Origin of the sequence: Mannheimia kashgarensis (assembly GCF_041807705.1) — a bacterium.
Lineage (GTDB): Bacteria > Pseudomonadota > Gammaproteobacteria > Enterobacterales > Pasteurellaceae > Mannheimia.
This window is the reverse complement of sequence record NZ_JBGTYY010000004.1, coordinates 1-23,117: the sequence shown is the minus strand read 5'-3', so window position 1 is coordinate 23,117 and position 23,117 is coordinate 1. Positions and strand designations below refer to the sequence as shown.

Annotated in this window: 20 protein-coding genes, 1 other RNA gene and 2 pseudogenes; 11 read left to right on the top strand and 12 right to left on the bottom strand. The window is 38.6% G+C overall.

Translation table 11 applies throughout. The features are described from left to right. Positions 1-2 precede the first annotated feature (2 nt). Positions 3-716: a polyprenyl diphosphate synthase gene (gene uppS, locus ACERCF_RS03175; RefSeq protein WP_373610761.1), complete on the bottom strand. Its 714-nt coding sequence runs from the start codon at positions 714-716 to the stop codon at positions 3-5. A 205-nt stretch (positions 717-921) separates the two neighbouring features. On the opposite strand from uppS, the gene pstS reads away from it, so the two are divergent. The 6 genes and pseudogenes from pstS (at position 922) to phoR (ending at position 6,595) form a co-directional block, all read left to right on the top strand. Continuing rightward, positions 922-1,938, top strand: coding sequence for a phosphate ABC transporter substrate-binding protein PstS (gene pstS / locus ACERCF_RS03170; protein WP_373624660.1), 1,017 nt, complete (start codon positions 922-924; stop codon positions 1,936-1,938). Between the two features lie 71 nt (positions 1,939-2,009). Continuing rightward, on the top strand, positions 2,010-2,954 hold the full coding sequence (gene pstC / locus ACERCF_RS03165) for a phosphate ABC transporter permease subunit PstC (RefSeq protein WP_373624593.1): 945 nt from the start codon (positions 2,010-2,012) through the stop codon (positions 2,952-2,954). Beyond that, on the top strand, positions 2,954-3,805 hold the full coding sequence (gene pstA / locus ACERCF_RS03160; RefSeq protein WP_373624592.1) for a phosphate ABC transporter permease PstA: 852 nt from the start codon (positions 2,954-2,956) through the stop codon (positions 3,803-3,805). The genes pstC and pstA overlap by 1 nt, the downstream gene beginning before the upstream one ends. 14 nt (positions 3,806-3,819) lie before the next feature. Further along, positions 3,820-4,581: a phosphate ABC transporter ATP-binding protein PstB gene (pstB, locus tag ACERCF_RS03155; RefSeq protein ID WP_373624591.1), complete on the top strand. Its 762-nt coding sequence runs from the start codon at positions 3,820-3,822 to the stop codon at positions 4,579-4,581. A gap of 64 nt (positions 4,582-4,645) precedes the next feature. Further along, a pseudogene (phoB, locus tag ACERCF_RS03150) lies at positions 4,646-5,339 on the top strand (phosphate regulon transcriptional regulator PhoB). Continuing rightward, on the top strand, positions 5,339-6,595 hold the full coding sequence (phoR, locus tag ACERCF_RS03145) for a phosphate regulon sensor histidine kinase PhoR (RefSeq protein ID WP_373610756.1): 1,257 nt from the start codon (positions 5,339-5,341) through the stop codon (positions 6,593-6,595). Before phoB ends, phoR begins: the two are co-directional and overlap by 1 nt. A 14-nt stretch (positions 6,596-6,609) precedes the next feature. Here the strand turns inward: phoR and gloB are convergent, their stop codons facing one another. From gloB to ftsB, 5 genes are all read right to left on the bottom strand, one after another. Next, positions 6,610-7,317 (bottom strand): hydroxyacylglutathione hydrolase, encoded by a 708-nt coding sequence (gene gloB, locus ACERCF_RS03140; protein ID WP_373624590.1) that lies wholly within the window; start codon positions 7,315-7,317, stop codon positions 6,610-6,612. A gap of 37 nt (positions 7,318-7,354) precedes the next feature. Continuing rightward, positions 7,355-7,452, bottom strand: an RNA gene (ffs, locus tag ACERCF_RS03135) — signal recognition particle sRNA small type. Positions 7,453-7,659: 207 nt separating this feature from the next. Beyond that, positions 7,660-8,136: a 2-C-methyl-D-erythritol 2,4-cyclodiphosphate synthase gene (ispF, locus tag ACERCF_RS03130; RefSeq protein WP_373610754.1), complete on the bottom strand. Its 477-nt coding sequence runs from the start codon at positions 8,134-8,136 to the stop codon at positions 7,660-7,662. Between the two features lie 15 nt (positions 8,137-8,151). Next, positions 8,152-8,835 (bottom strand): 2-C-methyl-D-erythritol 4-phosphate cytidylyltransferase, encoded by a 684-nt coding sequence (ispD, locus tag ACERCF_RS03125; RefSeq protein ID WP_373624589.1) that lies wholly within the window; start codon positions 8,833-8,835, stop codon positions 8,152-8,154. A gap of 8 nt (positions 8,836-8,843) precedes the next feature. After that, positions 8,844-9,122: a cell division protein FtsB gene (gene ftsB / locus ACERCF_RS03120; protein WP_373610752.1), complete on the bottom strand. Its 279-nt coding sequence runs from the start codon at positions 9,120-9,122 to the stop codon at positions 8,844-8,846. A gap of 250 nt (positions 9,123-9,372) precedes the next feature. Here ftsB and pckA point away from each other — a divergent pair, with 250 nt between their 5' ends. Beyond that, complete coding sequence (gene pckA, locus ACERCF_RS03115; RefSeq protein WP_373624588.1) at positions 9,373-10,980, top strand: phosphoenolpyruvate carboxykinase (ATP); 1,608 nt, start codon at positions 9,373-9,375, stop codon at positions 10,978-10,980. Between the two features lie 75 nt (positions 10,981-11,055). Continuing rightward, positions 11,056-12,063, top strand: coding sequence for a biotin synthase BioB (bioB, locus tag ACERCF_RS03110; RefSeq protein WP_373610750.1), 1,008 nt, complete (start codon positions 11,056-11,058; stop codon positions 12,061-12,063). 82 nt (positions 12,064-12,145) lie between these two features. Here the strand turns inward: bioB and paeA are convergent, their stop codons facing one another. After that, positions 12,146-13,438: a polyamine export protein PaeA gene (gene paeA, locus ACERCF_RS03105; protein ID WP_373610749.1), complete on the bottom strand. Its 1,293-nt coding sequence runs from the start codon at positions 13,436-13,438 to the stop codon at positions 12,146-12,148. A 103-nt stretch (positions 13,439-13,541) separates the two neighbouring features. Then, a complete protein-coding gene (locus tag ACERCF_RS03100; RefSeq protein WP_025217106.1) occupies positions 13,542-14,060 on the bottom strand; it encodes a single-stranded DNA-binding protein in 519 nt (172 codons plus the stop codon). 159 nt (positions 14,061-14,219) lie between these two features. On the opposite strand from ACERCF_RS03100, the gene uvrA reads away from it, so the two are divergent. Both uvrA and ACERCF_RS03090 read left to right on the top strand, forming a co-directional pair. Continuing rightward, positions 14,220-17,048 carry an excinuclease ABC subunit UvrA gene (gene uvrA / locus ACERCF_RS03095; protein ID WP_373624587.1) on the top strand — a complete coding sequence of 943 codons (2,829 nt, stop codon included), beginning with the start codon at positions 14,220-14,222 and terminating at the stop codon, positions 17,046-17,048. Between the two features lie 184 nt (positions 17,049-17,232). Continuing rightward, positions 17,233-18,258 (top strand): virulence RhuM family protein, encoded by a 1,026-nt coding sequence (locus ACERCF_RS03090; protein WP_373624586.1) that lies wholly within the window; start codon positions 17,233-17,235, stop codon positions 18,256-18,258. Positions 18,259-18,333: 75 nt separating this feature from the next. Here the strand turns inward: ACERCF_RS03090 and cls are convergent, their stop codons facing one another. From cls to msrB, 3 genes are all read right to left on the bottom strand, one after another. Next, positions 18,334-19,815, bottom strand: a complete 1,482-nt coding sequence (gene cls, locus ACERCF_RS03085; protein WP_373624585.1) for a cardiolipin synthase — start codon at positions 19,813-19,815, stop codon at positions 18,334-18,336. Positions 19,816-19,844: 29 nt separating this feature from the next. Next, entirely contained in the window at positions 19,845-20,699 is an 855-nt protein-coding gene (locus ACERCF_RS03080; protein ID WP_373611396.1) for an endonuclease/exonuclease/phosphatase family protein, read from the bottom strand. 86 nt (positions 20,700-20,785) lie between these two features. Further along, the gene (msrB, locus tag ACERCF_RS03075; protein WP_373624584.1) at positions 20,786-21,181 is read right to left on the bottom strand and encodes a peptide-methionine (R)-S-oxide reductase MsrB; all 396 of its coding nucleotides are present in this window, start codon (positions 21,179-21,181) and stop codon (positions 20,786-20,788) included. Between the two features lie 223 nt (positions 21,182-21,404). On the opposite strand from msrB, the gene gap reads away from it, so the two are divergent. Then, the gene (gap, locus tag ACERCF_RS03070; protein WP_373624583.1) at positions 21,405-22,409 is read left to right on the top strand and encodes a type I glyceraldehyde-3-phosphate dehydrogenase; all 1,005 of its coding nucleotides are present in this window, start codon (positions 21,405-21,407) and stop codon (positions 22,407-22,409) included. 533 nt (positions 22,410-22,942) lie between these two features. Here the strand turns inward: gap and ACERCF_RS03065 are convergent. Then, positions 22,943-23,117: pseudogene (locus ACERCF_RS03065) on the bottom strand (IS1595 family transposase); the annotation flags it as partial.

The following is a 23,117-nucleotide window of genomic DNA, read 5'->3' as shown; positions in this document are numbered from 1 at the left end:
TATTAACAGCCACCAAATCGGCGTTCACGCTGTTGGTACGCTAAAATTGCTTCACTAAAAGTTTCTTCATTGAAATCAGGCCATAACACAGGGCTGAAAAAGAGTTCTGCATAGGCAATTTGCCATAATAAAAAGTTACTAATGCGTTGTTCGCCACTGGTTCTAATAAGTAAATCCACCTGCGGTTGTGTTTCTGTTGCTAAATGTTGCTGAAATAATTCAGGAGTAATTTGTGCAATATCAAGTTGATTTTCTTTTACTTGTAACGCTAATTTTTGTGAAGCCTGAACAATATCCCAATAGCCACCGTAGTTAGCAGCAATATTTAAAATAAGCCCTGTATTGTTTGCCGTTAAGTTTTCTGATTCTGCGATACGTTTTTGTAAACTTTCGCTAAAAGCAGATTTATCGCCAATAATATTTAAGCGGATATTATTTTTGTGTAATTTTTTAACCTCAGAATCTAAGGCCTTCATAAAAAGTGTCATTAAAGCAGATACTTCAGTTTCGGGTCTGCTCCAGTTTTCACTACTAAAAGCATAAAGCGTTAAGACTTTAATTTGATGTTTAGCTGCAAAACTTACCGCAGAACGAACCGCTTTCACACCATTTTGATGCCCGAAAATGCGTAATTTTCCTTTCTGCTTAGCCCAACGACCATTGCCATCCATAATAATTGCAACGTGTTTTGGCATATTTTGAGGATCAAAGTTCACAGGTCCACTCACTAAAATAATAGAGATAAGATAAAAATGGCACTAACTATACCATAGGATAAAGCGTAGTGGAATTAACAAGCGATATTTGCACAAGTTTTTATAAAAAAATGAAAAAACTTAATGATTGTCATCAAATTGTCATAATTGTTTTCTACACTTAGTCACGCAACAGCAATTTAATGTAAGGAGAATTACTATGCTAATGCGTCAGACTAAAAAAGTAATGTTATTAGGTTCTATTTTTGCCTCAGTGGTAGTGGCTTCTCACGCACACACTATTACAGGAGCTGGGGCATCATTTCCTTATCCGATTTATGCGAAATGGGCTGCTTTATATGAAAAAGAAACGGGTAATAAAGTCAATTATCAATCAATTGGATCGGGCGGTGGTCAGCAACAAATTATCGCAAAAACTGTTGATTTTGGGACATCTGATGACCCGATGAAAGCAGAGTTATTACAACAACATCAATTATTACAATTCCCTGCTATTATTGGTGGTACAGTGCTAGTGGTTAATATTCCTGGTATTAAAGAAGGTGAATTAACACTTTCTGGCGATTTAGTTGCTCAAATCTATCTGGGCAAAGTAGCTAAATGGAATGATGCGGCTATTCAAAAATTAAACCCCAATTTAAATCTGCCTGATAAAGATATTCTTGTGATTCATCGCTCGGATGGTTCTGGCACCACTTTTGGTTTTACTAACTACTTATCTAAAGCATCAAGTGAATGGAAATCAACAGTCGGTGAAGGAAAAGCCGTGAAATGGCCAAAAGGACACGGTGGTAAAGGTAATGAGGGGATTGCAGCTTATGTTCGCCAAATGAAATATTCAATTGGTTATGTGGAATATGCTTACGCAAAACAAAACGAACTTGCGTGGACAGCATTACAAAATCAATCAGGCGAATTTGTTCAGCCGAACAAGGAAAGTTTTATGGCGGCAGCAAGTAATGCAAAATGGAATGAAGCAGAAGGTATGGGCGTAATTCTTACCAATGAAGCAGGCGAAAAATCTTGGCCGATTACCGCAGCAAGTTTCATCTTAATTCATAAAAAAGAGGGCAAGCCTGAAGCAACGCAAAATGTGGTGAAATTCTTTGATTGGGCGTTTGCAAAAGGGCAGCGTGTGGCAGAAGAATTGGATTATGTGCCAATTCCTGAAGAGGTTGTAAAACGCATTCAAGCTAAATGGAACGCTGAATTGCAAAAATAAGGAAAAAAACGACCGCTTGTATTAGGTGGGCGGTCGTTACTTTGTCACAGATTTCATACAGAAAAATGATTATGCCTAAATTGAATCAATGTTTAAATCAAAATCGATTTGAAATATTTTTTAGAAATATGACCGCTTGTTTTGCGTGGTTGGTATTTCTTTTACTTGCTGCAATTATGATTTCGTTATTTATAGAAAGTTGGCCAAGTATCAAAAAGTTTGGTGTGAGTTTTTTATCGGATAGCGAATGGGATCCTGTACAAAATCAATACGGAGCATTAATGCCGATAGTGGGGACATTAATTACCTCCTGTTTAGCTTTAATCATAGCAGTGCCGATCTCATTTGGTATTGCGGTGTTTATTAACGAACTCTCGCCACAATGGCTAAAACGCCCAATTGGAACAGCCGTTGAAATGTTAGCTGCTATTCCTTCCATTATTTATGGTATGTGGGGCTTATTTGTGTTCGTGCCTTTATTCCAAGAATATATTCAACCAACGATGATCGAATGGTTGGGTGATTTGCCTATACTTGAATATGTATTTTCAGGTGCCCCCTTTGGTATTGGCTTATTTACTGCGGGCTTAGTGCTTGCCATTATGATTATTCCGTTCATCGCATCAATGATGCGTGATGTTTTTTCTATTGTGCCGCCTATGTTGAAAGAAAGTGCCTACGGATTAGGTTCAACCCGTTGGGAAGTGCTCTGGAAAGTGGTACTACCTTATACCAAAACAGGGCTTATCGGCAGCATTATGTTAGGGTTCGGACGTGCATTGGGCGAAACAATGGCGGTCACTTTTGTGATTGGTAATACTTTCCAAATACCCAATTCATTATTCTCGCCTTCGGTATCTATTGCTTCAGCTATTGCAAATGAGTTTAATGAAGCCTCAGGCTTACAAAAATCGGCGTTAATTGAATTAGGTTTAGTTCTTTTCTTAATTACAACGGTTGTGTTGTCTATTTCTCGCTTAATGATTTTAAGAATGCAGCGTAAGGAAGGAAAATAATGAAAAATTTACAGAACGCTCGTTTTTACAGACGTAAATGTTGTAATAGCATAATGCTAGGTTTAGCCTATTTGGCGGTTGCTTTTGGTTTGTTTTGGCTTTGTTGGATTTTATATTCGCTTATTAGTCGAGGAATTCCGGGGCTTTCATTAGAGCTTTTCACCCAAATTACGCCAGCCCCAAATGAACAGGGTGGTTTAAGCAATGCGATTTTAGGCTCACTACTTATTGTGGGAACAGGCACGCTTATCGGCACACCAATAGGCATTTTAGCAGGCACTTATTTAGCAGAATATGGCAACTATAGCCGTTTTGCAAAAGTAACTCGTTTTCTAAATGATATTTTGCTCTCTGCTCCGTCAATTATTATCGGCTTGTTTGTATATACGCTTTATGTTTCAAAAGTAGGGCATTTCTCAGGTTGGGCTGGCTCGTTAGCTTTAGCATTATTGGTTATTCCAATCGTGGTAAGAACCACGGACAGTATGCTTAACCTTATTCCAAATAACTTGCGTGAAGCTGCAATCGCATTAGGTTGTCCGCAATGGCGAGTGATTGTGATGATCTGTTATCGTGCTGCAAAATCAGGAATTTTAACAGGAGTATTATTAGCCGTTGCCCGTATTGCAGGTGAAACAGCTCCATTACTCTTTACCGCATTGTCGAACCAATTTATGTCTTGGGATATGAATGCACCAATGGCGAACTTACCTGTTGTGATTTACCAATATGCAGCAAGTCCGTTTACAGATTGGAATAATCTTGCTTGGGCAGGTGCGATTTTAATTACGCTATTTGTGTTATGTATTAATGTTTTAACCCGTGTTTTCTTACAACCAAAACAGAAATAATAAGGTGTTTAGAAATGAACGTAGAACCAAAAATTTCAGTACAAAATCTTAATTTTTATTATGGCGATTTCCACGCTTTAAAGAATATCAATTTGAATATTGCGAAAAATAAAGTAACTGCATTTATAGGGCCTTCTGGTTGTGGTAAATCGACCTTATTGAGAACCTTTAACCGTATGTTTGAGCTTTATCCAAACCAAAGAGCAGAAGGGGAGATCAATTTAGATGGCGAAAATCTATTAACCACCGATACAGATATTTCCATCATTCGTGCAAAAGTCGGTATGGTATTCCAAAAACCAACGCCATTCCCAATGTCAATTTATGATAACATCGCCTTTGGTATTCGTTTGTTCGAGAAATTATCAAAGCAAGAGATGAATGAGCGTGTAGAGTGGGCTTTAATCAAAGCCGCTTTATGGAATGAAGTAAAAAATAAATTACACCAAAGTGGCGATAGTTTATCAGGCGGACAACAGCAACGTTTATGTATTGCCAGAGCCATTGCCATCAAGCCTGATGTATTATTGTTAGATGAGCCTTGTTCGGCACTCGATCCAATTTCAACGATGAAAATTGAAGCCTTGATTACCGAACTCAAGCAAGATTATACTGTGGCAATGGTAACGCACAATATGCAACAAGCAGCACGTTGTTCTGATTATACTGCTTTTATGTATCTTGGCGAGTTGGTTGAATTTGGCGAAACGGCTCAAATTTTTAGCCAGCCGAAACTCCCTCGTACAGCAGATTATATTCAGGGCAAAATGGGCTAGTTAATTTAGTTAAATGCAGTGTTAATACCTATTTCACTGCATTTCTTCTATTGGAGTATAGTTAATGAGCAGAAGCATTTTAGTGGTAGAAGATGAGCGTGGCATTCGTGAGATGGTTAGCCTTTTTATAATGCAACATCAATATGAGGTTATTGAAGCAGAAGATTACCAAAGTGCAGTAAAAAAACTTGCCGAAAAGCCACAATTAGTCTTACTAGATTGGATGTTACCTGGGCGTTCTGGTGTGCAATTCATTGAATATATGAAAAAAAACGAAGAAACTGACCAAATTCCTGTAATTATGCTCACGGCACGGAGTGCAGAAGAAGATTGTATTACCTGCTTAAATGCAGGAGCAGATGACTACGTCATCAAGCCATTTTCTCCAAAAGTATTATTAGCCCGTATTGAAGCCGTTTGGCGAAGAACTTACGAACAAACCTCACACATTATTCAATTTAATGATTTAACCCTAGATGAAAATGCAAAACGAGTGTTTTATCAGTCTGAACAAATCCAATTAAGTCATACTGAGTTCAAATTACTCCACTTTTTTTATGGCTCACTCAGAAAAAGTTTATTCCCGTGAGCAGTTGTTAAATCGTATTTGGGGCGATGATTTAGAAGTAGAAGATAGAACGGTAGATAGCTATATCCGCCGCTTACGTCGTAGCCTTGAGCCTTACCAATGTGATAGTTATGTGCAAACAGTAAGAGGAAGTGGCTATCGTTTTTCACAGCATATTCAAGGTGAGTGATGAAAAAATTACTTAATTTTTTAGCTGAATTGATTTTAGCCGTTACAATTGCCTTTGTTTTTAGCTTATTTGGCTTAGATTTCAGCACTTGGCTAATTGTGATTTTTCTTGGCTTATTGGTATGGCATCACATCACAGAACACCGCTTACTTCAAACTCTAAATCCACAAAGTAAGAAAGATTTAGAACTAATTAATTTAGAAAATTTTTCGCAAACTATTGCTTATTATCGAAATAAAAATAAAAAGGAGAAGTTTGAGAATTTACGCCTATTATCTAAATTGAATAAAAATGTTCAATATTTACCTGATGCGATTATTGTTTCACAAGTTGATGGCGAACTTGTTTGGTGTAATCAAGCCTCCCAAAAAATGTTCGATTTCTATTGGCATAAAAAAACGCAAAAGAATATTCTCAATATTATCTTTTATAAACAATTCAAACATTATTTTGCTCAACCTAAAAAAAGCCGACCGCTTGTATTACTGACTTATAACGAACGTTATATTGAAATTCACATTCATCAATATGACCCTGAAACCTTGTTGATTATTGGGCGTGATATTACCGAAATGATAAAACTTTTACGTTCCAGGCAAACATTTTTAAGCAATATTAACCACGAATTAAGAACGCCGCTTACGGTTTTACAAGGTTATTTGGAAATCTTATCTGATCAACCCGTACAAAGTTTACTGCAAGAAAAAGCGATAAAGGCAATGCAAGAGCAGAGCTTGAGAATGACGAATTTATTACAGCAATTAAATATGTTGGCGAAAATTGAAACCTCATCAAATAAAGATCATCAACATTTTGATATGTCTGCGATGATTATTTCACTCAAAAAAGATGCAGAAATTTTGAATACTTACTCGCACCAAATTACTTTTGATATTCAGCCAGATGTAGAAATATTCGGTAATGAACATCAGCTACAAAGCGTAGTGTCTAACTTAATTTATAACTCAATTAAACATTCGGGGCAGGAATGTTTAATTGAGATCAGTTGGAAACCGTGCGAGCAAGGTATGAAGTTTGAAGTAAAAGATAATGGAATTGGTATTCCTGAAGTCCACGTACCGCATTTAACTGAACGTTTTTATCGAGTTGATGAATCCCGAAGTAAGAAAACAGGTGGCAGTGGTTTAGGGCTGGCAATTGTGAAGCACGTATTAGAACAACACGGCTCAACGCTTAATATTACCAGCAAAGAGGGCGAAGGGAGCAGTTTCTCTTTTGTGTTGAAATCACAATAATGCTCCCATCATCGTTAGAAATTATCTTTCTGCTTGCGAAGTGCAATAAATTCGTCTAAATCGACCGCTTGCATAAACGGATTTACCTGCATTTCAAGCCCAATGGTGGTTGGTAAAGTCGGTTTATTTTGCGAGCGTAAAATATCCACTTGTTCTTGGTATTCTGCGAGAGTACAACTCGGTGGCAATACAGCTTCAGCAAATTTTAAATTGCTCTTAGTATATTCGTGGGCAGGATAGGCTTTAACCGAGTTAGGCAGGTTTTTAAAGCGTTGTAATGCCTCAAATTGAGCTTGATAATCGCCTGTGAATACACGTCCACAACCACCAGAGAATAGTGCATCGCCACAAAAGAGATAGTCATACCCAAACAAGTAGCTAATGTGTCCTGCGGTGTGTCCTGCACTTTCAATAATTCTCACATCATAACCAAACAGTTCAATATGTTGTTCGGGCGACACAATCACATTGGCAAATTCAGCAACTTCTTGCGGCCCATAAATCGAAATATTAGGATATTGCTCAACAATGCCAGCCACACCATCGGTATGGTCGTGATGATTATGGGTAAGCAAGATAGCGGTCAAATTTAATGAATTTTTTGCAATAAAGTCTAATACAGGCTGATGTTCTGACGAATCAACAATGATCACATCTTGTGCTTTGCGAATTGCCCAAATGTAGTTATCGCTTAATGCGGGAATAGGAATGATCTGGAGCATATTTTTCTCCTGATGGGGAATTAGATAAAAGGGTGGGGCGTTACCAGCGACCCTCGGCACACAGAAATTTCAACCCAGACTGCTTTCTTCCGAACCTGATCAAGTAAGCTGAACACCATTGCGAGGAACCAATAACGCCCCATCGGATTACGCTCATTGCGTAAGGCTTTCTATTATAGATAAATTTAAAAATAAGACAAGGTGGAATTTCACAAGCGGTTATTTTTCGACAAGAAATTACATAAATAAATATAATTACTACGTAGGGACAGGTCCTGTGCCTGTCCGCAATGATTTCGGGCGGGCATAAGACCCGCCCCTACGGAGATTATTGAAATGGGTTTAAATTTTAAGTAATAATGCCACCGCCTCACAAGCAATACCTTCTCCGCGCCCTGTAAATCCCAACTTTTCCGTTGTGGTGGCTTTTACATTGACTTGGGAAATATCGCATTTTAAATCCTCAGCAATAGTCTGGCGCATTTTATCGATATGCGGACGCATTTTCGGAGCTTGAGCAATAATGGTTACATCAACATTACCGACTTTATAGCCTTGCTCCTGCACTTGGCGATAGGCTTCAATTAATAAACCTCGACTATCGGCATTTTTGTATTGCATATCGGTATCAGGGAAAAGTTTACCAATATCGCCTAACGCAACCGCACCGAGTAAGGCATCAGTTAATGCGTGGAGGGCAACATCGCCATCACTATGAGCAATAAAACCCGTGTGATAAGGCACTTCAACCCCTGCAATAATCAGTGGGCGATCTTCGCCGAAAGCGTGAACATCAAAACCGTGTCCAATACGAATCATCTTATTTCTCCCAATTTATAAATGAGCATTATGAGTAAGGTAAAATTCCGCCAAAGCTAAATCTTCCGGGCGAGTAATTTTGATATTATCGCTTCTGCCCGCCACAAGTTGTGGTTGATAGCCACTTAACTCCATTGCAGAGGCTTCATCAGTTACCATTTGCCCTCTACTAAAGGCAGTTGCTAATGCAGTTTTTAGCTTCTCAGCAGGAAAGAATTGTGGTGTTAAAGCGTGCCATAAGGTTGATCGATCTTCAGTATGCAAAATCTGTGTGCCATTGGCTCGTTTCATTGTATCAATGGCGGGCGTGGCTAAAATTGCTCCTTGTTCATCATCAATTTGCAAAAGTTTATCTAAATCTGGCTGCTTGAGGCACGGGCGAGCCGCATCGTGTACCAACGCCCACGCATTTTCATCTCTAACGGCTTTTAACGCATTGAATACAGAATCCGCACGGGTTTCTCCGCCAAATACAATTTGGATTTTGGGCGATTTCAGTAATGCAATATCCGTATAGAAAGAATCATCTTTTGAGACTGCTACGATCACTTTATCAACTTGAGGGTGATCAAGAAAAAGGGAAACCGTATGCTCTAAAATGGTTTTCCCTTTTAATATTAAATATTGCTTGGGTTTATCTGCCTGCATTCGGCTGCCCACACCTGAGGCAGGAATAACAGCAAAAATTTTTCTTGTCATAAATACTTTTATTTGTTTTTTGGCACAATACGGTAGAACATTTCGTTCTCTTTTACCATTTCACGTTCAAGTCTGGCTCGTTCTTCAAGGGCATCTACGCCGTTTTTTAGGTCATAGATTTCGGCTTCAATAAGTTTATTACGAGCAGTTAATCTTTCGTTTTCTTCTTTTAAGACTGAAACTTCGTCTTGAAGCTCTTGGTAGTCTGCCCAGCCATTTTTGCCAAACCAAAAACTATATTGGAAAAAGCAGAGTAGAAGTGCAAAAAAAATAATTAATAAACGCATTTAGTTCTCTTTGTTTAAATAATAGATACAAGCGGTTGGATTTTACCTTGAATTTACAAAAACTCCAAACAAAGGCATTTTGATCATAGCCTTAAGTCAATACTAAGTTTTGATATAAAACAATATTTGTGCTTCTTTTTGAAGTTTTTCTCAACAAATTTTCAAAAATTTGAAGTATGTAACATTTTTTTTATTGCATTTATGTATAATGAGTTCAGTTTAATTTTCTAACTATTATGAGGTAACCATTATGTTAAATCGTATTGAACAAGAACTTGCAGACTTAGGTATTACAAACGTTAAAGAAATTGTGCGTAACCCTAGCTATGAGCAACTGTTTGAAGAAGAGATGAAACCGGATCTTCAAGGTTATGAAAAAGGTGTTTTAACCAACTTAGGTGCAGTAGCTGTTGATACAGGTATTTTTACAGGTCGTTCGCCAAAAGACAAATACATCGTTCTAGATGAAAAAACAAAAGATACGGTGTGGTGGACATCAGAAGCAGCTAAAAATGATAATAAGCCGATGAACCAATCAACGTGGCAAAGCTTAAAAGGTTTAGTTACTGATGAGCTTTCCAATAAACGTTTATTCATTATTGATGCATTCTGTGGCGCAAGCCCTGAACACCGTATCAATGTGCGTATTATCACACAAGTAGCGTGGCAAGCTCACTTTGTGAAAAATATGTTCATTCGCCCAACAGAAGAAGAATTAAAAGATTTTAAACCTGATTTTGTCGTAATGAATGGCTCTCAAGTAACGAATCCGAACTGGAAAGAACAAGGCTTAAATTCTGAAAACTTTGTGGCGTTTAATATCACAGAGGGTGTTCAAATTATCGGCGGCACTTGGTACGGCGGTGAGATGAAAAAAGGTTTATTCTCAATGATGAACTACTTCTTACCACTTAAAGGTGTAGCTTCAATGCACTGTTCTGCGAATGTGGGAGAAGAGGGCGATGTAGCGGTATTCTTTGGTTTATCAGGTACAGGTAAAACCACATTATCAACCGATCCAAAACGTAAATTAATTGGTGATGATGAACACGGTTGGGACGAAAATGGCGTATTCAACTACGAAGGTGGTTGCTATGCAAAAACCATTAATCTTTCTATTGAGAATGAGCCAGATATCTATCGTGCAATCCGCCGTGATGCGTTATTAGAAAACGTGGTGGTGCGTGAAGATGGTACTATTGATTTTGATGATAAATCAAAAACTGAAAATACCCGTGTGAGCTATCCGATTTATCATATTGATAACATCGCAGTACCTTCAAAAGCAGGTCATGCGAAAAAAGTGATTTTCTTAACCGCTGACGCATTCGGTGTATTACCGCCGGTATCTAAACTGACTCCAGAGCAAACCAAATACTACTTCTTATCTGGCTTTACCGCAAAATTAGCAGGTACAGAACGTGGTATTACAGAGCCAACACCAACCTTCTCAGCTTGTTTTGGGGCGGCATTCTTATCACTTCACCCAACACAATACGCTGAAGTGTTAGTTAAACGTATGGAAGCAGCAGGTGCAGAAGCATATCTAGTGAACACAGGTTGGAATGGCACAGGTAAACGTATCTCAATTAAAGATACTCGTGGTATTATTGATGCGATTTTAGATGGCTCAATTGAGAAGGCCGAAATGGGTAAATTACCAATCTTTGATTTAGCAATCCCAACTGCATTACCGGGTGTTGATACCAACATTTTAGATCCTCGCAATACATACGAAGACAAATCACAATGGCAAGCAAAAGCAGAAGACTTAGCAAGCCGATTTGTGAAAAACTTCGAAAAATATGCAACCAATGATGAAGGTAAAGCGTTAATTGCATCTGGTCCAAAATTATAATTAAATCAAATAGTTAATTAATTCAAGGACTAAGCCTCTTATGGGGTTTAGTCCTTTTGTGTAAAAGGAGTATAAATGACAACATTCCAACTCAGGCTCAAAGCCAAAGATGAACTCACTCCCCACTCAACGGCTCAATATTGGCGAAAATGCCAAGTAGAAGAGCTGTTTGATATGCCGTTTATGGATTTAGTATTCAAAGCGGCACAAGTTCATCGGGAAAATTTTGAACCGAATGCGATTCAGCTTTCAACTTTACTTTCAATTAAAACAGGCGGTTGCCCTGAGGATTGTGAATATTGCCCGCAATCTGCCCGTTATGATACAGGCTTAGAAAAACAAACGATGTTGGATATTGAAACCATCATTGAAAAAGCCAAAATAGCCAAAGAACGAGGGGCAAGCCGTTTTTGTATGGGGGCGGCGTGGCGAGGGCCGAAGCCAAAAGATATTAAAGTAGTCTCTGAAATTGTGGGAGCAGTAAAAGCATTAGGGCTAGAAACTTGCGGCACCTTTGGTATGCTTGAAGAGGGAATGGCAGAAGAATTAAAAGAGGCTGGATTAGATTATTACAACCACAATTTGGATACCGAACCTGAGCGTTATAATCAAATTATCCACACCCGTAATCACGAAGACAGAATGGATACGCTAGGCAAGGTGCGTAATGCTGGCTTAAAAGTATGTTGTGGCGGTATTGTGGGTATGAATGAGAGCCGACCTGAACGAGCAGGCTTGATCGCAAGTCTTGCCAACCTTGACCCTCAGCCTGAAAGTGTACCGATTAATCAGCTGATTAAAGTAGAAGGCACACCACTTGCCAATGCTGAAGAGCTGGATTGGACAGAGTTTGTTCGCACCATTGCGGTGGCAAGAATTACAATGCCACAGAGTTTTGTTCGCCTTTCGGCAGGAAGAACGGCAATGCCAGAGGCAATGCAAGCTCTCTGTTTTATGGCTGGGGCAAACTCTATTTTCTATGGCGATAAATTGCTCACCACAGAAAACCCAGAAGAAGATTATGACCGTAAGCTGATGGATAAATTGAATTTGTATCCATTACAGTATGAAGAGAAAAATTAAGGCATTACAAGCGGTTGTCTTTTTCTAAAACTTTGCAAATTGCTTTTATTATTGGGCGGAGCTTGTGTCCGCCCATAGCTAATTACACCGCATCATTGCGTATAGAAACCATCACTTGGTCGATTTTGAAATTGTCGGTATCAATAATTTCAAACTTATATTTATCCCATAACACAAAATCGGTTTTCTTTGGAATTTTGCGTAAAATATACATCATAAACCCAGCGATAGTTTCATAGTTTTCTGCATTAGGGAACTCGGCAATATCTAAAGCACGCATTACATCTTCTAGCGGTGTTGCTCCATCAATCAGCCAAGAGTGTTCATTACGCTGAACAATCTGCTCCTCCTCATTAGAAACCAATTCGCCCATTACAATGCTCATTACATCATTAAGCGTAACAATACCAACTACTAACGCATATTCATTCACAATAACTGCAAAATCTTCGCCTGTAGATTTAAAGAGTTCTAGCACCTCATATAAAGAGAGCGTGTCCGGAATAAACAGCGATTTACGCAGAACCGCTGAATCCGTTAGTTTTACTTGCTTTTCTTGCAGGTAGAGTGTTAAAAGATTATGGGTTTCAACATATCCTAAAATTTTGTCGATGGATTTATCGCAAATTAATAGCTTGGAATGCGAGTTTTCTTTGACGGTTGCTAGCACTTGTTCCCGATTGAACGTTTGATCCAAGAACACAATATTCTCACGAGTTGTCATTGTGGAAGTAACGGTGCGTTGCTGCATTTCAAAGATATTTTCAATCAAATATTGCTCTTGCTCTTTTACAATCCCTGCTTGAGCTCCAGCATCAACTATCGCAAAAATATCCTCAGAAGTCATATTGTCTTCTCGAATAGTTGGCACTTTAAATAGCTTAAAAATGAAATTAGCGATAGTATCAAATAACCATACCAACGGCTTAAATACAATGATAGAAAAGGTCATTATGCCGATTGTTCTTAATGCGATCTTTTCAGGATTCGCCATTGCCAATCGTTTAGGGATAAGATCGGCAAATAGAATAAAAGCTACCGTAACAATAATAAATGCCAACCAAGAGCTTGCACTTTCAATCCAATCTACTTGGCTATATTGAGCAAGAACAGAATAGACAAACGGGCTAACAATACTTTCGCCAATTACCCCGCCTAAAATTGCCACCATATTTAAGCCGATTTGCACAACAGTAATAAAGCGTCCGGGGTGTTCTTGAAGTTTTAGCACCTGAGATGCTTTTAAATTTCCTTCATTTGCTAGTTGCTGAAGTTTCAGTTTTCTTGCACCTGCCAATGAAATCTCGGCAGAAGAAATGATTGCACTAATGATAATAAGCACAATCAACATTAAAATTGCTTCAAATAAATTCATAATAGATGTGTTTAGATAAAAATAAAAATCTGCACCTTAATCAGTTGGCTTACTCCAACTTTTAGCGTGCAGATCAGATTTTGCTTTATAAATTGATTAATGATTAGAACGGAATATCATCATCAAAGTTATTCATTGCAGGCTCAGCTTGTGGAGCTGGCTTAGATTGCTGCGGTGCTGAGCTTGAAGTTTGGTTATAACCATAATTGCTATTGCCTTGATTATAACTATTACCCGCAGGTGCTGAATTGCCCCAACCGCCTTGCTGACCGCCCATATCGTTACCTTGACGGCTACCTAACATTTGTAATACATCGCCTTGAATTTCGGTAGTGTAGCGATCTTGTCCGTTTTGGTCTTGCCATTTACGGGTTTTTAAACGACCTTCCACATAAACTTGTGAGCCCTTGCGTAAGTATTGACCACAAACTTCTGCTTGGCGGCGATAGAATACAATTCTATGCCATTCTGTTACTTCACGGCGTTCGCCTGTGTTTTTATCTGTCCAGCTTTCTGAAGTTGCTACACTAATGTTTGCAACCGCTTCGCCATTTGGCATTGTACGCATTTCTGGGTCGTTACCTAAGTTACCCACGATAATTACTTTATTGATACCAGCCATAAAATCCTCTGTGTTTTTATTTCAAAAATCGGGAGTATTCTACCCGAAAATTCACTTATTGAACACAGAAAAACTGATATTTTGTACAGTTTTATCAAAATATGCGATAATGCTCGAAAATTTAGAAAATAGTGCTGGACATAATTGGATAAAGGAAATATGCAACATATTGATATTCGTGGTGCAAGAACGCACAACCTAAAAAACATCAATTTGATCTTACCGAGAGATAAATTTATTGTTATCACTGGGCTTTCTGGCTCAGGAAAATCTTCTCTCGCTTTCGATACGCTTTATGCAGAGGGGCAACGCCGTTATGTAGAGTCGCTTTCTGCCTATGCTCGCCAATTCCTTTCTTTAATGGAAAAGCCTGATGTTGATCATATTGAAGGGCTTTCGCCTGCGATTTCGATCGAGCAGAAATCCACTTCTCACAACCCTCGCTCAACGGTGGGAACGGTAACCGAAATCCACGATTATCTGCGTTTATTGTTTGCTCGTGTGGGCGAACCACGTTGCCCTGATCACGATGTGCCGTTAGCCGCTCAAACCATTTCACAAATGGTGGATAGAGTGCTGGAAGAGCCTGAAGGTAAAAGGTTAATGTTGCTTGCTCCTGTGGTCAAAAATCGTAAAGGCGAACACGTAAAATTATTGGAAAATTTGACCGCTAGTGGTTATTTGCGTGCCAGAATTGACGGCGAAATTTGTGATTTATCAGACCCACCAACATTAGAACTTCAGAAAAAACACACTATTGAAGTGGTAGTGGATCGTTTTAAAGTAAGAGCCGATCTCGCAACCCGTTTAGCGGAATCTTTTGAAACGGCATTAGATTTATCAGGCTCAACTGCGATTATTGCGGATATGGACGATCCGGCTGCGGAAGAAATCGTTTTTTCATCGAGCTTTGCTTGCCCACATTGTGGCTATTCATTGCAAGAATTAGAGCCACGTCTATTTTCATTTAATAACCCTGCTGGAGCTTGCCCTAGTTGTGATGGATTAGGGGTGGAGCAGTTTTTTGATGAAAAGAAAGTGGTGCAAAACTATGATGTTTCATTAGCCGCTGGGGCAATTAAAGGCTGGGATCGCCGTAGTTTTTACTACTTCGGGCTACTTAAAGCGGTTGCTGAACATTACGGTTTTGATTTAGAAACACCATTTGGGCAGTTATCGAAAAAACATCAAAACCTCATTCTAAACGGTACGAAAGAAGAGATTGAGTTTGTTTACGTTAATGACAGAGGCGATAAAGTTAAACGTAAACACGCTTTTGAAGGCGTGTTGAATAATATGGCTCGCCGTTATAAAGAAACGGAATCTAACTCGGTGCGAGATGAATTGGCAAAATATATCAACACTCGCCCTTGCGTGGAATGTGAAGGCTCTCGTTTACGCCGTGAAGCTCGCTATGTTTTCCTTGATAAAACGAACTTGCCAATGGTGTCTGAAAAAAGCATTGGTGAGGCGTTGGCTTTCTTTGAGGAGATTAAATTATCAGGGCAAAGAGAGAAAATTGCAGAAAAAATTCTAAAAGAGATCCGTGAGCGTTTACAATTCTTGGTAAATGTGGGCTTGAACTATCTTTCGCTTTCTCGCTCGGCAGAAACCCTTTCAGGGGGCGAGGCACAACGTATCCGTCTTGCCAGTCAAATAGGGGCTGGTTTAGTGGGTGTGATGTATGTGTTAGATGAGCCTTCCATTGGTTTACATCAACGTGATAATGAACGTTTGCTGAATACGCTCATTCATTTGCGTAACTTAGGTAACACCGTGATTGTGGTTGAACACGACGAAGATGCTATTCGAGCCGCTGATCATATTGTCGATATCGGGCCGGGAGCAGGAGTTCACGGCGGACAAGTAATTGCACAAGGTACAGCCGAAGAAATTATGCAGATTGAAGAATCGGTAACAGGGCAATTCCTTTCAGGCAAACAGAAAATTGAAATTCCAAGCCAGCGTGTTGCTTACGACCCTGCCAAAGTTTTAACCCTTTCAGGGGCAAGTGGCAATAACTTGAAAAAAGTGAAGTTGGAAATTCCTGTTGGCTTGTTTACTTGTATCACGGGGGTGTCTGGTTCGGGTAAATCGACGCTGATTAACGATACTTTATTCCCACTGGCTCAAAATGCGTTAAACCGTGCGGAAAATAGCGATGTTGCCCCTTATGAATCTATAGATGGCTTGGCTCACTTTGATAAGGTGATCGACATCGATCAAAGCCCAATCGGGCGAACTCCTCGCTCCAATCCAGCCACTTACACAGGGTTATTTACCCCAATTCGAGAGTTATTTGCAGGTACGCAAGAGGCTCGAGCAAGAGGCTATAATGTAGGGCGTTTTAGTTTTAACGTGCGTGGCGGACGTTGCGAAGCCTGTCAAGGCGATGGCGTGATTAAGGTAGAAATGCACTTCTTACCTGATGTTTATGTGCCCTGCGATCACTGTAAAGGCAAACGCTATAACCGTGAAACTCTTGAAATTCGCTACAAAGGCAAAACTATTCATCAAGTGCTAGAAATGACAGTAGAAGAAGCGAGAGAATTTTTTGCTCCTGTGCCGATGATTGCTCGCAAGCTACAAACCTTGATGGACGTAGGATTATCTTATATCCGTTTAGGTCAATCTTCTACTACGCTTTCAGGCGGGGAAGCTCAACGTGTGAAACTTGCCACCGAGCTTTCAAAACGAGATACAGGCAAAACGCTGTACATTTTAGACGAACCAACCACAGGGTTACACTTTGCTGATATCAAACAGCTACTTGGCGTGTTGCACCGCCTGCGTGATCAAGGCAATACCATTGTGGTGATCGAACATAATTTAGATGTGATTAAAACCGCAGACTGGATTGTCGATCTCGGGCCAGAAGGTGGTAGTGGCGGCGGAGAAATTATCGCCACCGGCACACCGGAAAAAGTGGCTAAAGATAAACGCTCCCACACTGCAAGATTTTTAAAAGAGATCTTGGCTAAAGGCTAATTCCAATAAGGCTACAAGCGGTCATATTTTTAGAATTTTTTGCAATTTGCAAAATTTGGAAGAAATATGACCGCTTGTTATTCGTATCTAGAAATTTTGTGAACTGCATCGAAAATTTTAATTTTCTTGTTAGACAAGAGCATTCTAAACAGTAGAATTGATTAAAATTTTGCGAGGAAAAATAATGACTAAACTTATCCGTAATAGCACTGCTGAATTTTTGATTTTTACCAATCAAACAGGTGAGCAGAGTATTGAAGTTCGATATGAAAATGGCGAAATTTGGCTTACTCAGAAACGTATAGCTGAATTGTTTGAATGTTCGAGCGATAATGTATCTTTACATCTCAAAAATATCTTTAAAGAAGGAGAGTTAGATCCTTTTTCAGTTACCGAGATTTTCTCGGCAACTGCCGCAGATGGTAAAAATTACAACACCAAACATTACAATCTTGATGCTGTTATCTCAGTGGGTTATCGGGTTAATTCCATCCGTGCAACTCAATTCCGTCAATGGGCAACACAAATTTTGCGAGAGTTTTCTCAAAAGGGATATGTGTTAGATCGTAAGCGTATGGAAAATGGGACTTTTTTAGGAGAAGATTATTTTGAACAGCTATTAGAAGAAATTCGAGAAATCCGCCTTTCTGAACGCCGTTTTTATCAGAAAATTACCGATATTTATGCAACCTCCGTTGATTACAATAAAAATGCACCTACAACAAAAGCCTTTTTTGCTACAGTACAAAACAAGTTACATTATGCCATTCATCAGCATACGGCTGCTGAGCTAATTATGGAACGAGCTAATAGTAGCAAGCCCAATATGGGATTAACCACTTGGGCGAAATCACCAGAGGGGAAAATTTTAAAAAGTGATGTGTCTGTTGCCAAAAATTATTTAAATAATGATGAGCTAAAAGATTTAGGTTCGATCGTGAACGCATTTTTGGATTTGGCAGAGCGTAGGGCAAGACGCCAAATTCCAATGACAATGGAAGATTGGGCGAAACGATTAGATATATTCTTAAATGCTGATGATTTGCCTCTCTTAGATGGTAAGGGAAAAATTAGTTTTGATGAAGCAAAACTCTATACCGAAACAGAGTTTGAAAAATATCGAGTCATTCAAGATAAAACCTTTGAAAGTGATTTTGACAAACTCCTAAAAGAGAAACTTGGTAAGTATAATGCAAGCGGTCATATTTAGAGTATTTTTTGAATTTTGTCCAATATGTCGAAATTCAAAAAATTTCCTGATTTTGACCGCTTGTGTTTAGTTTTTTTAGAGTAGTGGGCTCATCAATTTAACAATGTTTTCGACTAATCCCCACAATTTGATACGATAACGCCAGCCTTTCGGGGTAATTAATTCACTTTGTGCTAAGTATTTTTGCTGAAGTTGAGCGATCTCTTTCGTCATCTCTTTATCATAAATTGCGAGGCTGATTTCCAAATTTAGGAAGAAACTTCGCATATCCATATTTACCGTGCCGAAGAGGCTGAACTCATCATCAACCACCAATGTTTTGGTATGGAGCATACCTTGATCGAAGCGAGCAATTTTTACATTGTTTTTGAGTAACAGCGGGAAATAAGCTCTTGAGGCATAATGCACCATTCGGGAATCATTTTTTCTTGGCAAAATTAAGGTAACATCAACCCCACGGCGTGCGGCAGTAGTCAGAGCTAACAGTAAAGGCTCATTTGGCACAAAGTATGGCGTGGTAATCACGATACGTTTGGTTGCAAGGTGGATTGCACATAAAATAGTCTCATAAATAATGCTTTCTTCTTGCTCAGGAGCTGAAGGAATTACCTGTGCAATCACATTGCCCGCTTTAGGAGGGGTTAAGCCATTGTGTTTCTGTGCCTGTTGATTTAAGAAATCTTTTACTTTTTGCAGGTTTTTATCATCTTCTACGGCAATATCGGCGTAGAGAACAGCTGCCATTTCAAGCACAACAGGACCAGTGCAACGCATCATTACATCAAACCATCTGCCAATACCAATATCTTTTCGAAATAATACAGGGTCGATTAAGTTAAAACTTCCCGTATAACCAATTTGGTAGTCAATAACTAAAATTTTACGGTGGTTACGTAAATCATTACGTCCGTAAATCGTTTGCATAATCCCAACAGGCAGGGAAGTTTGAATAAATACACCGACTTGCTCTAGCTTTGCTCGCCATTCACTTTTGAAGAAAGGTCCACTTCCTACATCATCAGCGAGAATCACGCAATGCACACCACGTTCTGCAGCTGCTTTTATTGCTTCTAACAGCGGATTAATTTTGCCTTCAGGTTCTACAATATAAAAGGCAAGTAGGCAGCTGTATTGTGCTTGCTCAATATCCTCAATCATAGAATGCAAAATATCCTCTGTGGTACTGAGCAACTTCATACTATTATTAGCACTTGCACCTAAGCGAGTGGTTTTCTCTGCCATTCGTTCAATACCACGAAAAGCAGATGGAATTTGATCATCAGGATTAAAATGCTCACTAGGGAAATATTCTTCTGCAAATTCATCGTAGAACTTAATCATTTTTTTTGTTCGAGCAAGACGACGTTTGCTGACACGAGGCTCGCCGATCAATAGATAAAGAACAATTCCGCCTACAGGTAAAACGAAAAGAATAATGATCCACGCAATTGCTGCACCGATATTACGCTGGGTATATAACACTCTGGTGGCGAATACCAGCACAATCAGAAAGTTAATGGTGAGTAAGAGTCCACTCCAAGTAAAAGAAAACGGCATAAGATAGTCCTTATCAAAATGGTTTAATACTATTTTAGTGAAAAATCGAGTTCAAGTGGATTGTGGTCGGAGCTTCTCACGGCATAGCTTGTTGCAGAATGCACAATAATATCCCTTGTAAAAATATAATCTAGCGGATAACCGAACGCTTTGGTTCGAGCATCTAGGCTAAGTTGCACTTCGGTTAGTTGCAATTTATCAGTTAATTCAAATAGCTTTTTTTTGCGTTTTTCATTCCAAGTATTAAAATCGCCCGCTAAAATGACCGCACCTTGATGTTGTTGAATAAGCTCTTTTAAACCATCTAATTGCTTCTGATAGCTATGGCTCGTCCAGTCAAAATTAATTAAATGGACATTAATGACCAGCAAAGATTTGCCATTCTCAAATGGAAAACGCATTGCAGACATCAATTTAGGTAATCTAAGCAGCGGCTCTTGAGAGCCATTTAAGCAATAACGATCAGCATCTAAGCGACTTAAATTGAGAATGCCTGATTTTTGTTGTTGGTACTGAAAAGCAAAAATATGCAAAGAACTTTCAAATTGTGAAAGTAAGTCTGAAATTTGTTGCCCAGAAGTGGCTTCTTGTAATAGCACAAAATCTTTTTTCTTAGCGAATTTTTTTAGATCTTCTTGCCAGCTTGGATCTTTGCCTTTATGAATATTCCAATTGAGTAACTGAAAATGTTTATTCGGGGCAGGTGTAACGCCAGTATTTTGATAGCAGTGCCAATAATAAGAAAACTCCATTTCTTTAAAGATACTTTTCTTATAATCTTGAAAAATAACTTTGGGGGGCGTGTAAATGGTTAGACTTCTGTAATTCAAAAATAAAGCACTCCCTAATAAAGTGAGTATTAATAGTAGTAAGCGTTTTTTCATATTTTATCGCCAGTTAAACAAGCGGTTAAATTTGGATAATTTTTTGCAAATTTTTTATCCAGAATTAACCGCTTGTATCACGAACCTTAGCCGTCTATTTCCTCACCTGTTTCAGTCCACTTAAAATTTAATGCCACAGAATTTAGGCAAAAACGTAATCCTGTTGGTGGTGGGCCATCAGGGAAAACGTGTCCCATATGCGAATCACAATTACCGCAACGGATCTCTGTCCTATGCATACCTAAGCTATAATCATCTAAATAGCGTAACGATGTGTCGGATACTGTTTCATAAAAACTCGGCCAACCACAACCTGCATCAAATTTAGTATCAGAATGGAAAAGCTCGTGATGACATCTGGCACAACGATAAATTCCCACACGGTTTTCATTTAAAAATTTGCCTGTGAAAGGGCGTTCTGTACCGTGATTTATTAAAATCTCAACTTGTTTTTCTGTTAGAGCAGAAATCGGCTTAATCATTAATATTTCTCCTAAAATTAAATAGAAATATTGTAGCTTTTTTTTGTGTGATAAATCGCCATAAATTTCAAAATTTGACATAGATCACAAAAAAATTATCTGTTATATTGAGCAAGTTCTTTTTAGCTTGTCAGGAAAGTGAAAAGATGTGTTATAATTCCTACATCTTTAGTAGTACATAAAGAACAAATTTTGTTTAACTTTAATATAGGTAGAAAAATCTATGGCAATTAAAATTGGTATTAACGGCTTCGGTCGTATCGGTCGTATCGTATTCCGTGCTGCACAACAACGTGATGATATCGAAGTTGTGGGTATTAACGACTTAATTGATGTTGATTATATGGCATATATGCTTAAATATGACTCAACACACGGTCGTTTTGACGGCACTGTTGAAGTTAAAGACGGTCAATTAGTAGTAAACGGTAAAGCAATCCGTGTAACTGCTGAGCGTGATCCGGCTAACTTAAAATGGGACGAGATCGGTGTTGATATCGCAGTTGAAGCAACTGGCTTATTCTTAGATGATGAAACTGCTCGTAAACACATCACAGCTGGTGCGAAAAAAGTTGTTTTAACAGGTCCATCTAAAGACGCAACTCCTATGTTCGTAAACGGTGTAAACTTTGATGCTTATACAGGTCAAGACATCGTTTCTAACGCTTCTTGTACTACAAACTGCTTAGCTCCATTAGCGAAAGTGATCCACAACAAATTTGGTATTAAAGAAGGCTTAATGACTACAGTTCACGCAACTACTGCAACACAAAAAACAGTAGATGGTCCATCAGCGAAAGACTGGCGTGGTGGTCGTGGTGCATCACAAAACATCATTCCTTCATCAACAGGTGCAGCGAAAGCAGTAGGCAAAGTATTACCAGCATTAAACGGTAAATTAACTGGTATGGCTTTCCGTGTTCCTACAGCTAACGTTTCTGTTGTAGATTTAACAGTAAACTTAGAAAAACCAGCAACTTATGCTGAAATCTGTGCTGAAATCAAACGTGCTTCAGAAAACGAAATGAAAGGTGTTTTAGGCTACACAGAAGATGCAGTAGTTTCAACAGACTTCAACGGTGCAAAAGAAACTTCTGTATTTGATGCAGCTGCAGGTATCGCATTAACAGATACATTTGTTAAATTAGTATCTTGGTACGATAACGAAACTGGTTACTCAAACAAAGTATTAGACTTAGTAGCTCACGTTTATAACTACAAAGGCTAATTGCTAATTTAATCAATTTAAAGGATCAAGTTGGAAGACTTGGTCCTTTTGTTTTATTTATTATAGAAGATAAGACTTTATCAAGTATCAAGGGGAGATAGCTATATAAATTGAAGGAATAAATATGTATTTGGGAAAAGAAAAGCCTTGAATTTTATTATTCAAGGCTTTTTAGCTGGTGCTGGACGAGACTTGAAATAATGAATTAACCAATTGATTTTTAATGATATTTGCTATTGTGTTTATTATTGTGGTTACAATTTTGGTTACATCAAAAAAATGGGGTAGTTCTTATATGTTTTAATAATATATCAATCTGTTTTTGCTTGGGGAAATTATTTTTTTAAAACAAGTCATCACCTCATCACTAAAATCAAAAAAGTCCTTATATATCAATATATTAATATAGTGATGACTTCTTTTTAAGTCGTCACTAAGTCGTCACAGTCATCACTTCTATAAAATTATTCGTTTATTTCCTTCCATTTTGTCTTTTGTTGAATAAAAAAATAAGGGGCTGTAGTAGATTAGCCCTAAATCTCACACCATTTTCGCAACGTTTTGAGCTGTTCTTTTGGTGTATCAAAGTTAAACCGGAATTCACATTCCTTCAAGAATAAAGGGAAATTTTTTCGGTTAATTCCGTTATATTTTCGGAGTACTCGCTTCGCTTGATTCCAAAAATTTTCAATGCCATTGATATGGTTT

Coding starts and splice junctions, on each gene's coding strand:
- pckA (WP_373624588.1), top strand. CDS start 9,373: ATGTTAAATCGTATTGAACAAGAACTTGCAGACTTAGGTATTACAAAC.
- ispF (WP_373610754.1), bottom strand. CDS start 8,136: ATGATTCGTATTGGACACGGTTTTGATGTTCACGCTTTCGGCGAAGAT.
- ACERCF_RS03100 (WP_025217106.1), bottom strand. CDS start 14,060: ATGGCTGGTATCAATAAAGTAATTATCGTGGGTAACTTAGGTAACGAC.
- ACERCF_RS03080 (WP_373611396.1), bottom strand. CDS start 20,699: ATGAAAAAACGCTTACTACTATTAATACTCACTTTATTAGGGAGTGCT.
- pstB (WP_373624591.1), top strand. CDS start 3,820: ATGAACGTAGAACCAAAAATTTCAGTACAAAATCTTAATTTTTATTAT.
- cls (WP_373624585.1), bottom strand. CDS start 19,815: ATGCCGTTTTCTTTTACTTGGAGTGGACTCTTACTCACCATTAACTTT.
- pstC (WP_373624593.1), top strand. CDS start 2,010: ATGCCTAAATTGAATCAATGTTTAAATCAAAATCGATTTGAAATATTT.
- ACERCF_RS03090 (WP_373624586.1), top strand. CDS start 17,233: ATGACTAAACTTATCCGTAATAGCACTGCTGAATTTTTGATTTTTACC.
- ftsB (WP_373610752.1), bottom strand. CDS start 9,122: ATGCGTTTATTAATTATTTTTTTTGCACTTCTACTCTGCTTTTTCCAA.
- paeA (WP_373610749.1), bottom strand. CDS start 13,438: ATGAATTTATTTGAAGCAATTTTAATGTTGATTGTGCTTATTATCATT.
- phoR (WP_373610756.1), top strand. CDS start 5,339: ATGAAAAAATTACTTAATTTTTTAGCTGAATTGATTTTAGCCGTTACA.
- bioB (WP_373610750.1), top strand. CDS start 11,056: ATGACAACATTCCAACTCAGGCTCAAAGCCAAAGATGAACTCACTCCC.
- ispD (WP_373624589.1), bottom strand. CDS start 8,835: ATGACAAGAAAAATTTTTGCTGTTATTCCTGCCTCAGGTGTGGGCAGC.
- uvrA (WP_373624587.1), top strand. CDS start 14,220: ATGCAACATATTGATATTCGTGGTGCAAGAACGCACAACCTAAAAAAC.
- msrB (WP_373624584.1), bottom strand. CDS start 21,181: ATGATTAAGCCGATTTCTGCTCTAACAGAAAAACAAGTTGAGATTTTA.
- pstA (WP_373624592.1), top strand. CDS start 2,954: ATGAAAAATTTACAGAACGCTCGTTTTTACAGACGTAAATGTTGTAAT.
- gloB (WP_373624590.1), bottom strand. CDS start 7,317: ATGCTCCAGATCATTCCTATTCCCGCATTAAGCGATAACTACATTTGG.
- pstS (WP_373624660.1), top strand. CDS start 922: ATGCGTCAGACTAAAAAAGTAATGTTATTAGGTTCTATTTTTGCCTCA.
- gap (WP_373624583.1), top strand. CDS start 21,405: ATGGCAATTAAAATTGGTATTAACGGCTTCGGTCGTATCGGTCGTATC.